The organism is Pseudomonas glycinis, assembly GCF_054871425.1.
Map to the genome: position 1 here is coordinate 253,436 of NZ_JBTYHF010000001.1, position 12,746 is coordinate 266,181.

The window sequence follows — 12,746 nt, forward strand, 5'->3', positions numbered from 1 at the left end:
GTTAAACAGTGAAAGCATCTTGCAGCAGTTTTTCCTGCTGCTCGGCGTGCATCGATGCGTAACCACAAGCTGGCGCAGCCGAAGCCTCACGGCCCGCGTACTCAAGTACGAGAGTCTTGTCGAGGTTGGCGATGCTGCGACGCAAGTGATGCTGGCTGCAGTACCAGGCACCCTGGTTCATCGGCTCTTCCTGACACCAAACGGCGTGTTTGACGTTGGTGTACGGAGCCAGGACTTCTTTCAAGTCGTCCTCAGGGAACGGATACAGCTGCTCGATACGCACGATGGCGATATCTTCGCGGCCTTCGGCACGGCGTTTTTCCAGCAGGTCGTAGTAGACCTTGCCGCTGCACAGAACCACGCGCTCGACCTTTTTCGGGTCCAGTGCGTCGATTTCCGGGATCACGGTCTGGAACGAACCTTCGGCCAGATCTTCCAGTGTCGAGATGGCCAGCTTGTGGCGCAGCAGCGACTTCGGCGTCAGCACGACCAGCGGCTTGCGCAGCGGACGGATCACCTGACGACGCAGCAAGTGGTAGATCTGCGCTGGCGTGGTCGGCATGCACACCTGAATGTTGTGCTCGGCGCACAGCTGCAGGTATCGCTCAAGACGAGCCGAGCTGTGCTCAGGGCCCTGACCTTCGTAACCGTGTGGCAACAGCATGGTCAGACCGCAGAGACGGCCCCACTTGTGCTCGCCGCTGGTGATGAACTGGTCGATCACGACCTGAGCACCGTTGGCGAAGTCGCCGAACTGGGCTTCCCAGATCACCAGCGCGTTTGGCGTGGTGGTCGAGTAACCGTATTCGAATGCCAGTACCGCTTCTTCCGAGAGGAACGAGTCGTACAGGTCGAAACGTGGCTGACCTTCGTACAGGTTCTGCAGCGGGATGTAGGTGCCCGCGTCTTTCTGGTTGTGCAACACAGCGTGACGGTGCGAGAACGTACCGCGGCCGATGTCCTGACCGGTCATGCGTATCGGGTGACCTTCGAACGCCAGGGTCGCGTACGCCATGGTTTCGGCGTAACCCCAGTTGATCGGCAGGCCGCCGGCTTGCATCTTCTGACGGTCTTCGTAGATCTTCGCGACCTGACGCTGAACGACGAAGCCTTCCGGAATTTCCAGCAGCTTGGCGGACAGTTCTTGCAGGGTCTTGAGATCGAAACGCGTGTCGTGACGCGCGGTCCAGGCGTGGCCCAGGTACGGACGCCAGTCGACGAACAGCTCTTTGTTCGGCTCTTTGACCAGCGATTTCACCACGTGCAGACCGTTGTCCAGCGCGTTGCGGTATTCGTCGACCTTGGCCTGAACACGTTCAGCGTCGAGCACACCGGCCTGGGTCAGGCGATCGGCGTACAGCTCACGGGTGGTGCGCTGCTTGGTGATCTGCTGATACATCAGTGGCTGGGTGCCGCTTGGCTCGTCGGCCTCGTTGTGGCCGCGACGACGGTAGCAGACCAGATCGATCACCACGTCACGCTTGAACTGCATGCGGTAGTCGATGGCCAGTTGGGTCACGAACAGCACGGCTTCCGGATCATCACCATTCACATGGAGGATCGGCGCCTGGATCATCTTGGCAACGTCGGTGGCGTACTCGGTGGAACGCGAGTCCAGCGGGTTGCTGATGGTGAAACCAACCTGGTTGTTGATCACGATGTGCACGGTACCGCCGGTCTTGAAACCGCGGGTCTGCGACATCTGGAAGGTTTCCATGACCACGCCCTGACCGGCGAATGCCGCGTCACCGTGGATGGAGATCGGCAGTACCTTCTCACCGGTCAGGTCGTTGCGACGGTCCTGACGGGCGCGCACCGAACCTTCAACCACCGGGGAAACGATTTCCAGGTGGGACGGGTTGAACGCCATGGCCAGGTGAACTTCACCGCCGGTGGTCATCACGTTGGACGAGAAGCCCTGGTGGTATTTGACGTCACCGGAACCGAGCTCGACCTTCTTCTTGCCTTCGAACTCGTCGAACAGCTCGCGCGGGTTCTTGCCGAAGGTATTGACCAGCACGTTCAGACGGCCACGGTGGGCCATGCCGATGACGACTTCCTTGGTGCCGTACGAGCCGGAACGCTGGATCAGTTCGTCGAGCATCGGAATCAGGCTTTCGCCGCCTTCCAGACCGAAACGCTTGGTGCCCGGGTATTTGGTGCCCAGGTATTTTTCCAGGCCTTCACCGGCAGTCACGCGCTCAAGCAGGTGGCTCTTGATGTCGGCGGAGTACGTCGGACGACCACGCACGCTTTCCAGACGCTGCTGGAACCACTGGCGCTGCTCGGAATCGGTGATGTGCGTGAATTCAGCGCCGATGGTGCGGCAATATGTCTGCTGCAACGCTTCGTGAATTTCGCGTAGGCTCGCTTCCTCTTTGCCGATGAACAGGTCGCCGGCACGGAAGGTCGTATCAAGATCGGCATTGGTCAAGCCGTAATGATTGATCGACAGGTCTGCAGGTGCAGGACGCTGCCACAGCCCCAGCGGGTCAAGCTGGGCTGCCTGGTGGCCACGCATACGGTAGGCCTGGATCAATCGCAGCACTTCAACTTGCTTCTTCTCGTGCTCACTGCTCACGCTGCCGGCGGAAACCGGTTGGGCGCGGCGCTGGTTCTTTGCCAGCAGCACGAAATGATCGCGAATCGTCGAGTGCGAAACATCAGTGGCAGAGTTGCCGTCGGCTGGCAACTTCTGAAAGTAGGTGCGCCACTCTTCTGGCACAGCGTTAGGGTCGTGCAGGTAGAGCTCATAAAGCTCTTCCACATAGGCAGCGTTTCCACCTGAAAGGTAGGCGCTGTTCCACATGCGCTGCATCACGCTTTCTTGCATGCTTGGTCACCCTCGGTTAGGGGAACACCATCGGTGTCGACACCGAGCAAACTTGCAGAAGTCCGAATGCAGCGACTAAAACAAGCCACCTAGGATCACACTGATAGTCCGGGTACCAGCCCGGATGCCCCTGCTTGTCTCATTTCTTCAAAAGAAGAGCTGCAGCTTATGGCTACGGCTCTGGTTATAGCCATGACGCGGGTTGAAGCCCGCGCCACAGCCTCTACGGTGCAACGGTTACAGCAGCTGAATCACACGCCGCTCGAAAGCAGCATGTTACGGATGTGACCGATGGCCTTAGTCGGGTTCAGGCCTTTCGGACATACGTTGACGCAGTTCATGATGCCCCGGCAGCGGAAAACGCTGAACGGGTCGTCAAGTGAAGCCAGACGCTCGCTGGTCTTGGTGTCGCGGCTGTCTGCCAGGAAGCGGTAGGCTTGCAGCAGCGCAGCAGGACCCAGGAACTTGTCCGGGTTCCACCAGAAGGACGGGCAAGAGGTCGAGCAGCAGGCGCACAGGATGCACTCGTACAGACCGTCGAGCTTTTCGCGCTCTTCTGGCGACTGCAGACGCTCGATGGCCGGAGCCGGCGTGTCGTTCTGCAGGTAAGGCTTCACCTTCTCGTATTGCTTGTAGAAGATGCTCATATCGACGACCAGGTCACGGATAACCGGCAAACCTGGCAGCGGACGAACGATCAGTTTGTTGCCTTTTACAACGGCAGACAGCGGCGTGATGCAGGCCAGACCGTTCTTGCCGTTGATGTTCATGCCGTCGGAGCCGCAGACGCCTTCACGGCAGGAGCGACGATAGGAGAAACCTTCGTCCTGCTCTTTGATCAGGGCCAGCACGTCCAGCACCATCAGGTCTTTACCACCGGTATCGACCTGGAAATCCTGCATGAACGGCGCGGCGTCCTGATCAGGGTTGTAGCGATAAACACTGACTTGCAACATGGCGGTCACCCTTAATAAGTCCGGACTTTAGGTTCGAAAGTCGGAACAGTCTTCGGCGAGAAGTTCACGGCACGCTTGGTGACGCGCTTGTCACCCGGGAAGTACAGGGTGTGGCACAGCCAGTTTTCGTCATCACGGTCTTCGAAGTCTTCACGGGCGTGAGCGCCGCGGGACTCTTTACGTACTTCGGCCGCGATGGCGGTAGCTTCAGCCACTTCCAGCAGGTTCTGCAGTTCCAGCGCTTCGATACGTGCAGTGTTGAACGCTTGCGACTTGTCGTTGATCTTCACGTTGGCGATACGCTTGCGCAGATCGGCCAGCTGAGCGATGCCCTTCTGCATGTATTCGCCGGTACGGAATACACCGAAGTAGTTCTGCATGCAGCTTTGCAGCTCGCGACGCAGGGTGGCAACGTCTTCACCGTCGGTACGGTTGTTCAGCGCGTTCAGACGCGACAGTGCAGCTTCGATGTCGGACTCGGTAGCGTCGTCGTATTCGATGCCATCGGTCAACGCCTTTTCCAGGTGCAGACCGGCAGCGCGACCGAAGACCACCAGGTCGAGCAGCGAGTTGCCGCCCAGACGGTTCGCACCGTGTACCGATACGCAAGCCACTTCGCCTACCGCGAACAGGCCAGGAATGATCTGGTCCTGACCTTCGGCGTTCTGGGTGATCGCCTGGCCATGAATGTTGGTGGCAACGCCGCCCATCATGTAGTGGCAGGTCGGCACAACCGGAACCGGAGCAACGACCGGGTCAACGTGGGCGAAAGTCTTCGACAGTTCGCAAATGCCTGGCAGACGGCTGTGCAGCACTTCCTCGCCCAGGTGGTCGAGTTTGAGCATCACGTGGTCGCCATTCGGACCGCAACCGTTGCCGGCGATGATTTCCTTGACCATCGAACGGGCAACCACGTCACGACCTGCAAGGTCTTTCGCGTTCGGAGCATAACGCTCCATGAAACGCTCGCCGTGCTTGTTGATCAGGTAACCACCTTCACCACGGCAACCTTCGGTAACCAGTACACCGGCGCCGGCGATGCCGGTCGGGTGGAACTGCCACATTTCGATGTCTTGTACCGGCACGCCAGCACGCAGAGCCATGCCGACGCCGTCACCGGTGTTGATCAGGGCGTTGGTGGTGGACGCGTAGATACGGCCTGCACCGCCAGTCGCCAGAACGGTGGCCTTGGCACGGATGTAGGAGGTTTCGCCGGTTTCGATGCAGATCGCGATCACACCAACGAATTCGCCTTCCTGGTTTTTCACCAGATCAACAGCGTAGTACTCGTTGAGGAAAGTGGTGCCGGCTTTCAGGTTGCCCTGATAAAGCGTGTGCAGCAGAGCGTGACCGGTACGGTCGGACGCAGCGCAAGTACGTGCAGCCTGACCGCCCTTGCCGTAGTCCTTGGACTGGCCACCGAACGGACGCTGATAGATGCGGCCTTGCTCGGTACGCGAGAACGGCAGACCCATGTGGTCCAGCTCGAACACAGCGGCCGGGCCTTCCTGACACATGTATTCGATAGCGTCCTGGTCACCGATGTAGTCGGAACCCTTGACGGTATCGTACATGTGCCAGCGCCAGTCATCGTTCGGGTCGGCCGAAGCGATGGCGCACGTGATGCCGCCCTGCGCAGATACAGTGTGCGAACGGGTCGGGAAAACCTTGGTGATCACCGCAGTCTTGTGGCCGCCCTGTGCCAGCTGCAGCGCAGCGCGCATGCCGGCACCGCCACCACCAATAATGATGGCGTCGAAAGAAATCGTTGGAATGTTAGCCATGAATCAGATACCCCAGAGAATCTGCACACCCCAGACGAAGTAAGCGAACATCGCAACGCCGCATACTGCCTGGAAAAGGAAACGTATCGCCGTTGCGGACTTGCCGAACGCCATTGGCGTCAGGTAGTCGGTCGCGATGGTCCACATGCCGACCCAGGCGTGAGCGCCCAGAGCAACAAGGGCCAGCAGGCTGAAAATACGCATTCCGTTGTGAGCGAACAGTTCATGCCACTGGGCATACTCGAGGCCAGGGTTGGCGACGATGTATCCGATCAGAAAGATGAAGTAAGCCGCGAGAACGACCGCAGACACACGCTGTGCCATCCAGTCATAGAGGCCCGAACGCGACAGGTTAGTGACGTTAGTTACCATATCCAGACTCCTGCCAGAACGATTACCACCACGGAAACGGCGATAACGATTTTCGAGCCCAGTTTGCCGCCTTCCAGCGTCTCACCGATGCCCATGTCCATGATCAAGTGGCGCACACCGGCTACCAGGTGATACAGCAGAGCGGACAGGATGCCCCAAATCACTAGCTTGGCTAGCGGACTGGTCAGACACGCTTTCACCTGACCGAAGCCTTCCTCGGAGCTCAGCGACTTGTCCAATGCGTAAAGCATGATGGCAAGGCACACGAAGAGGATGACACCGGAGATACGGTGAAGAATGGACGTGTAAGCAGTGACTGGGAGTTTGATGGTCCTTAGGTCTAGGTTTACAGGTCGTTGGCTTTTCACGGCTTTTTTTTCACACTGAAGAGCCCCTAACAATCAGGGCAAAGTTGTTGGGGAGTGCACTGGTCAGGTAACCACCACCCAGGGATGCGACCCCCAATGAAAGCAAGCCCAAAAGCCCTTGGCGGTCGGTGGCCGAGTATAGACAGTTAGGCTACTAATGACAACGCGTTCACCTACCCCCAATAGCGGATTGCACAAGTTGCATAAAAGGCGTAAATGGCAGGCAATTTCGAGGAAAAAGTCGGCTTAAAGCCTTCTGGAGCAAGACTTTAGGCAAATTGACATTCGAATTTATCTCACTATAGTGGTGCGGGCCCTGCGTGGGGGGTCTGTCTGATGGTTCAAGCATAAATAGGAGGCCACATGGCTGACAAAAAAGCGCAGTTGATCATCGAGGGCGCAGCCCCCGTCGAGCTGCCCATTTTAACCGGCACCGTTGGTCCCGATGTAATCGATGTTCGGGGCCTGACGGCCACGGGCCGCTTCACTTTCGACCCGGGTTTCATGTCGACCGCTTCGTGCGAATCGAAAATTACCTATATCGACGGCGACAACGGCATTTTGTTGCACCGCGGCTACCCGATCGAACAGCTGGCTGAAAAGTCGGACTACCTGGAAACCTGCTATCTGCTGCTCAACGGCGAACTGCCGACCGCAGAACAGAAGGCCCAGTTCGTCAGCACCGTGAAGAACCACACCATGGTTCACGAGCAGCTGAAAACCTTCTTCAACGGTTTCCGTCGCGACGCCCACCCGATGGCCGTCATGTGCGGTGTAGTCGGCGCCCTCTCGGCCTTCTACCACGACTCCCTGGACATCAATAACCCGCAGCATCGCGAAATCTCCGCGATCCGTCTGGTTGCGAAGATGCCGACCCTGGCAGCGATGGTTTACAAGTACTCCATGGGCCAACCCATGATGTACCCGCGCAACGACCTGACGTACGCGGAAAACTTCCTGCACATGATGTTCAACACCCCGTGCGAGATCAAACCGATCAGCCCGGTACTCGCCAAGGCCATGGACCGGATCTTCATCCTCCACGCCGACCACGAGCAGAACGCTTCGACCTCCACCGTGCGTCTGGCCGGCTCTTCGGGTGCCAACCCGTTCGCCTGTATCGCCGCCGGTATCGCCGCACTGTGGGGCCCTGCCCACGGCGGTGCGAACGAAGCCGTGCTGACCATGCTCGACGAGATTGGCGATGTGTCGAACATCGACAAGTTCATCGCCAAGGCCAAGGACAAGAACGATCCGTTCAAGTTGATGGGCTTCGGTCACCGCGTCTACAAGAACCGCGACCCTCGCGCGACTGTCATGAAGCAGACCTGCGACGAAGTGTTGAAGGAACTGGGCATCAACAACGATCCGCAACTCGAACTGGCCATGCGCCTGGAAGAGATCGCGTTGACCGACCCGTACTTCATCGAGCGCTCGCTGTACCCGAACGTCGACTTCTACTCGGGGATCATCCTCAAGGCGATCGGCATTCCAACCAGCATGTTCACGGTGATTTTCGCCCTGGCACGTACTGTCGGCTGGATTTCGCACTGGAAGGAAATGCTCTCGAGCCCGTACAAGATTGGCCGTCCGCGCCAGCTGTACACCGGTTACGAGTCGCGTGACATCACCAAGCTGGAAGATCGCAAATAAGGGTTTTTCTTTTTTTGTGATGGTTTAGTGGTGTGTCAGGAACGGCCTCTTATATAGAGGCCGTTTTTGTTTCTGTTGGTGTTCATCGGATTGGGAGCATATCCGTTGCTGCGGTAACGGCTTCTTATGGTTTCGCTCTTACAGCGAGTCCCTTTTTCAAACGCCAAAAAGGAACCAAAAGGCTTTGCCCCGGCGTACGGCCCGCTCGCTAAAGCTCGGGGTTCCTTCGTTACGGGACCGATCCGGGCGCAGCGGCTACGGTTTGCTTCGCTGCACCTCCTTCCGCTGTGTACGACTGCGTCGTACGGTCGCTGCGCTCCCACACCCGGATCGATCCCGTAACGAAGCCTGCCGAAGGGGCAAAAGATCAAGAGCCAGAGCCAGAGCCAGAGCAAAAGCAAAAGCAAAAGCAAAAGCAAAAGCAGATCAAAAGATCGCAGCCTTCGGCAGCTCCTACAGGTGGATTGGATACACCCTCAAAAAACAGGTCGGCTGTCAGGCCGCCTTCGCGAGCAGGCTCGCTCCCACAGAAAGCAGAGCAGCGCAGCTGCCCGCGGCGAAGCCGCCCCACTCAACAATGAGCGCAAGCTCGAGTGCTCTTGATCTTGATCCACCGGCGACGTCGGAAGGCTGAGTGGAGGGATTGATCCGGGCGTGGGAGCGCAGCGACCGTCTGGCGCAGCCAGACACAGCGGAAGGAGGTGCAGCGAAGCAAACCGTAGCCGCTGCGCCCGGATCGATCCCGCAGCGAAGGAACCCGAGCCTGCGAGGGCCGAACGCAGGAGCAAGCCTTTTGGGTTACCTTTTTGGCGTTTGAAAAAGGTGACCCGCCGTAAGGGCGGAACCGTAATCAGCAACACCCGCAGAAACGGATATTCACCCAAAACCCCAAGAGCCTGGTCGGCCCAAAGGCCGCCAAGCCCCCCCTAGACCCGAGCCTGACTCTTACTCCAATCCGTCAAAAGACTATAAGCCACCGCCAACAAAGTAGGCCCAATAAACAACCCGATAAACCCAAACGCAATCAACCCGCCAAACACCCCGAGCAACACAATCACCAACGGCAGATTACCGCCACGGCTGATCAGATACGGCTTGAGCACATTGTCCACGCCACTGATGATGAACGTCCCCCAGATCCCGAGAAAGATCGCCATCCCGTACTCACCCTTCCACACCAGCCAAGCCGTGGCCGGCACCCACACCAGCGGTGGCCCCATCGGAATCAGACTCAGCATAAACGTGACGATCCCCAGCACCAGCGCCCCCGGCACCCCGGCAATGAAAAAGCCGATCAACGCCAGCACCGCCTGCGCCGCCGCCGTACCAATCACGCCGTTGACCACCCGCTGCACCGTGCCCGCCACCAATTCGATGTAATAACCGGCACGATCGCCAATCAAGCGCTGCAGCAGACTGTGCACAAACGCCGCCAGTCGTGGCCCGTCACGGTAGAAAAAGAACACGAACACCAGGCTCAGCGTCAGCTCGAGAATCCCGCCGCCGATCTGCGCACTGCGCGCCAGCAGCCAGTTACCGACCTGGCCCAGATACGGCTTGATCGAGACCATCAACGCCGCGCCCTGCTGATCGATGCTGTCCCACATCGCCACCAGTCGCTCACCAACCAAAGGCACGCTGCCAAGCCAGGTGGGCGCTTCCGGCAAGCCGTCGACCTGCACATCCTTGATGAATGCCGTGGCATCGCGCACATGATCGGCAAGATTGAAACCCAGCCACACCAGCGGCGCCGCCACCAGCAACATCCAGCCCAGTGTCAGGATCAACGCAGCCAGCGATTCGCGGCCATTGAGCGCGCGGGTCAACAAACGCATCAGCGGCCAACTGGCGAACGCCAGCACCGCGCCCCAGAACAGCGCCGACCAAAACGGCGCCATCACCCACAGGCTGGCACCGAATAACACCAGCAGCAGAATCTGCACCAGCAGGCGATCGTTATTGAGCATGGGAAGTCTCGGCAAAGTCAGTCAGCGAAAGAGTAGGCGAACACCGCGTGCGTGCTCGCCCGGCACAGCTTATCGCAACAGGTCGATGCGTAGGCCAGAGCCTTCGAGATTGCCGGTTTCCATCCGGGCCGCCCGCACACCCTGAGTGATCAACGCCTGCCGCCAGGCTTCGGCCTTGGGCCCGGAAACCGTGACCCGCAAGGTCGTGTCGAGATTCAGGCCACGGGAAATCAGGCGCAGCCAGGTGGCATCCGGCTCATCAGCGAGTTTCGGGAAATCCAGCTCGCCGGTGCTTTTCAACTGGCGCAGCAGGGTTGCCGAGGTCGGCAGCAGTTCGCCCAACGGCGCAGTCGCCTCGAACTGTTCGACATGCAGATAGGCTTTGCGATTGCCGCGAGTGATGCTGTAGAGCGCCACCAGCGTGTTGTCCTTTGGCGCCGCCAGCCGGAGCAACAGATAAGCCTGTTGCTCGTCAGAGCCATACAGCTTGGCGTTGCCGAACACTTCGTTGGCCCACAGGCTGCTTTCGCCGCAATCGCGGGCCTGGCACCAGAACAGCAATTCGGCGTCCTGCTGTTGCAGGGCTTCGCGGGCGGCGGTAAAGGCTTCGGTGGCGGAATGTTCCGGCGGCAACTCGTAAGTCACCGAGGTGGTCTGGCCACGGGCGGTGACCTGACCGTCGAAGCGCAACTGGCCGCTGATCTTGCGGATCGAACCCAGCGGGTAGATGCGCTCCAGCTCGGCCGCCGGGCGATAGTCGACAATCTGAGCATCGGCCAGACGCGGCACGATTTGCAGATCCTGGCTGCCCGGCACATCGGCAGCGAAGGACAAGGAGCTGAAGCAGCACAGCGCGAAAAGACTGAGTGGCCGCATAGTCAGGCTCACCGGACGGTCATGGCTGGGCGGGTCGGGGTCGCAGCGGTATAGAAATCCATCAAGTTTGTCTCCTGTTTCAACCCGCCCAGCCTCGGCAGTTGCCGGTAGCAAGTCAAGGCATGGCGAAAAAGCGATTGAAACAGTCTGCTACAAGACCTGCGCCAGCCTCGTCATTCAGGTGCAGATGATGCCCGCCCGGCAACTGTTCGTGACTGAAGGGTAGACGCTGCAGCAACTCAGGATGCCTGGCCAGCATGCCATCCGCCGCGACCACCAGATGCGCCGGGCAACTGACGCGCGAGGCAAACGCCATTGCCTGTTCTTCCGTCAGGCGCAGCGGCGATGGCAGGGTCAGGCGATTGTCGGTGCGCCAGGTGTAACCGCCGGGCACCGGCATCAAACCGCGCTGGGCCAACAGTTCGGCGGCCTCGCGACTGACTGCCACCAGGCCTTTCATCCGCGCCTCGATGGCACGCTCGAGGGTGGTATAGACCGGTTTGCGTTTTTCGCGCAGATCAAGTTGCGCCTGCAGGGCCATGCCCATGCGCTCGGCGGCGTTTTCGCCTTTGTCTGTCGGAGGAATCACGCCATCAATGAGCGCCAGATGGCTGATGCGTTCAGGCAGCGAACCGGCCAGCACCATCGAGACAATCGCGCCCATGGAATGTCCGAGCAGGCCGAAACGCTTCCAGCCCAGTTGCTCGGCGACTTGCAGCACATCATGGGCGTAGTCCCACAGGGCATAACCGGCGCCGTTCGGCCGATGCGCGGAATGACCATGGCCGGCCATGTCCAGCGCGACGATGCGCAAGCCGTCAAGCTTGGGCGCCAGCCGCGCGAAGCTGTTGGCGTTGTCGAGCCAGCCGTGCAACGCGATCACCGGCAGGCCGTCCTCGGGGCCGAACATATGCGCGGCCAATTCGATGTGCGGCAGGTTCAGGCGCACTTCTTCGCAGGTGGGGCTCATGCGCAATCCTTGTTCTGCCGCTGTTCCCAGCGCATGAACAGATTCTTGAGCAGCCGAGCCGTGTCCTGCGGACGCTCCAGCGGGAACATGTGCCCGCCAGGCATGCTCAGCGCCTCGCCCTGGGGCAGGCGCGAGACGAAACGTGTGTGATGGCGCATGACCACGCGGCTCTTGTGCCCGCGCACGATGGCCAGCGGCACCTGCAACTGGCGGGTGCGCCCCGGACTGGTGTGCGGCACGCCGCGATAAATGCTGATTTCCGTGGCTGGGTCAAAACGCAGACGCAGCTTGTCGTCGACCTGATGCAAACCATGTTGCAGGTAGGCATCGAAGCATTCCGGGTCGAAGCCGCGAAACAGGGTTTTGCCGGAAAAGTAACTGCGTGCACTGTCGAGATCGGCGAACTCTTCACGGCGCCCGAGGGTGCGTCCGGCCGGGGTCAGCCGGTCGATGAAACCAAAGCGCTTGGCCGCGCGAATCACCCACTGATCGGTGCGGGTCAGCACCGGTGAGTCGAGCATCACCACGCCGCGATACAGCTCGGGACAGCGCAACGCCGCGTGCAAGTGCAGCAGACCGCCAAAGGAGTGGCCGACGCCCCATACCGGCTGTTCCTGCTGCTCCAGGTGATGGATCAGTTCATCGACCAGGTTGTACCAGTTGTCGTCCGCCGGAAAACGCGGGTCATGGGCGTGCTGCTCCAGATGCACGACCCGATACTCCGGCGCCAGCGCCGCGAACAACTTGCCATAGGTCCCCGAAGGGAAGCCGTTGGCGTGGGCGAAAAAGATCGGTTGCGACATGCGGGCAAATCCATGAGCGGGAATCGTGGCGTTGATTGTCCGCAAGAGCCGCGTCGACAGCAATGACCGTAACGGCCACGAATAGTGGCGATGACGTTTTATCCATACAGACGTTGAACCGGTCGTCGCAATCTACGCTCACCTGTAATTTCTGACAGTTGACC

The 12,746-nt window shown here is 59.5% G+C and carries 10 protein-coding genes; 1 reads left to right on the plus strand and 9 read right to left on the minus strand.

All coding sequences use genetic code 11. The features are described from left to right. Nucleotide 1: 1 nt before the first annotated feature. From ACYSTU_RS01160 to sdhC, 5 genes are all read right to left on the minus strand, one after another. Nucleotides 2-2,833, minus strand: a complete 2,832-nt coding sequence (locus ACYSTU_RS01160; RefSeq protein WP_076566671.1) for a 2-oxoglutarate dehydrogenase E1 component — start codon at nucleotides 2,831-2,833, stop codon at nucleotides 2-4. A gap of 251 nt (nucleotides 2,834-3,084) precedes the next feature. Next, entirely contained in the window at nucleotides 3,085-3,789 is a 705-nt protein-coding gene (locus ACYSTU_RS01165) for a succinate dehydrogenase iron-sulfur subunit (protein WP_016773675.1), read from the minus strand. An 11-nt stretch (nucleotides 3,790-3,800) separates the two neighbouring features. Beyond that, nucleotides 3,801-5,573, minus strand: a complete 1,773-nt coding sequence (gene sdhA, locus ACYSTU_RS01170; RefSeq protein WP_024012149.1) for a succinate dehydrogenase flavoprotein subunit — start codon at nucleotides 5,571-5,573, stop codon at nucleotides 3,801-3,803. 3 nt (nucleotides 5,574-5,576) lie between these two features. After that, nucleotides 5,577-5,945 carry a succinate dehydrogenase, hydrophobic membrane anchor protein gene (gene sdhD, locus ACYSTU_RS01175; RefSeq protein WP_008049683.1) on the minus strand — a complete coding sequence of 123 codons (369 nt, stop codon included), beginning with the start codon at nucleotides 5,943-5,945 and terminating at the stop codon, nucleotides 5,577-5,579. After that, the gene (gene sdhC / locus ACYSTU_RS01180; RefSeq protein WP_016773673.1) at nucleotides 5,939-6,313 is read right to left on the minus strand and encodes a succinate dehydrogenase, cytochrome b556 subunit; all 375 of its coding nucleotides are present in this window, start codon (nucleotides 6,311-6,313) and stop codon (nucleotides 5,939-5,941) included. Before sdhC ends, sdhD begins: the two co-directional genes overlap by 7 nt. A gap of 363 nt (nucleotides 6,314-6,676) precedes the next feature. Here sdhC and gltA point away from each other — a divergent pair, with 363 nt between their 5' ends. Beyond that, entirely contained in the window at nucleotides 6,677-7,966 is a 1,290-nt protein-coding gene (gene gltA, locus ACYSTU_RS01185; RefSeq protein WP_003222994.1) for a citrate synthase, read from the plus strand. Nucleotides 7,967-8,892: 926 nt separating this feature from the next. Here gltA and ACYSTU_RS01190 read toward each other — a convergent pair. From ACYSTU_RS01190 to ACYSTU_RS01205, 4 genes are all read right to left on the minus strand, one after another. Further along, nucleotides 8,893-9,933 (minus strand): AI-2E family transporter, encoded by a 1,041-nt coding sequence (locus ACYSTU_RS01190; RefSeq protein ID WP_016773659.1) that lies wholly within the window; start codon nucleotides 9,931-9,933, stop codon nucleotides 8,893-8,895. Nucleotides 9,934-10,002: 69 nt separating this feature from the next. Next, the gene (locus ACYSTU_RS01195) at nucleotides 10,003-10,809 is read right to left on the minus strand and encodes a DUF4892 domain-containing protein (RefSeq protein WP_122603212.1); all 807 of its coding nucleotides are present in this window, start codon (nucleotides 10,807-10,809) and stop codon (nucleotides 10,003-10,005) included. Between the two features lie 115 nt (nucleotides 10,810-10,924). Continuing rightward, complete coding sequence (locus ACYSTU_RS01200; protein WP_498995224.1) at nucleotides 10,925-11,779, minus strand: alpha/beta hydrolase; 855 nt, start codon at nucleotides 11,777-11,779, stop codon at nucleotides 10,925-10,927. Further along, nucleotides 11,776-12,582, minus strand: coding sequence for an alpha/beta fold hydrolase (locus ACYSTU_RS01205; RefSeq protein WP_122700221.1), 807 nt, complete (start codon nucleotides 12,580-12,582; stop codon nucleotides 11,776-11,778). Before ACYSTU_RS01205 ends, ACYSTU_RS01200 begins: the two co-directional genes overlap by 4 nt. Between the last annotated feature and the right edge of the window lie 164 nt (nucleotides 12,583-12,746).

What these genes read in the sequence shown, in the direction of transcription:
- ACYSTU_RS01160 (WP_076566671.1), bottom strand. Translation starts at nt 2,833, where the DNA reads ATGCAAGAAAGCGTGATGCAGCGCATGTGGAACAGCGCCTACCTTTCA.
- ACYSTU_RS01165 (WP_016773675.1), bottom strand. Translation starts at nt 3,789, where the DNA reads ATGTTGCAAGTCAGTGTTTATCGCTACAACCCTGATCAGGACGCCGCG.
- sdhA (WP_024012149.1), bottom strand. Translation starts at nt 5,573, where the DNA reads ATGGCTAACATTCCAACGATTTCTTTCGACGCCATCATTATTGGTGGT.
- sdhD (WP_008049683.1), bottom strand. Translation starts at nt 5,945, where the DNA reads ATGGTAACTAACGTCACTAACCTGTCGCGTTCGGGCCTCTATGACTGG.
- gltA (WP_003222994.1), top strand. Translation starts at nt 6,677, where the DNA reads ATGGCTGACAAAAAAGCGCAGTTGATCATCGAGGGCGCAGCCCCCGTC.
- ACYSTU_RS01190 (WP_016773659.1), bottom strand. Translation starts at nt 9,933, where the DNA reads ATGCTCAATAACGATCGCCTGCTGGTGCAGATTCTGCTGCTGGTGTTA.
- ACYSTU_RS01195 (WP_122603212.1), bottom strand. Translation starts at nt 10,809, where the DNA reads ATGCGGCCACTCAGTCTTTTCGCGCTGTGCTGCTTCAGCTCCTTGTCC.
- ACYSTU_RS01200 (WP_498995224.1), bottom strand. Translation starts at nt 11,779, where the DNA reads ATGAGCCCCACCTGCGAAGAAGTGCGCCTGAACCTGCCGCACATCGAA.
- ACYSTU_RS01205 (WP_122700221.1), bottom strand. Translation starts at nt 12,582, where the DNA reads ATGTCGCAACCGATCTTTTTCGCCCACGCCAACGGCTTCCCTTCGGGG.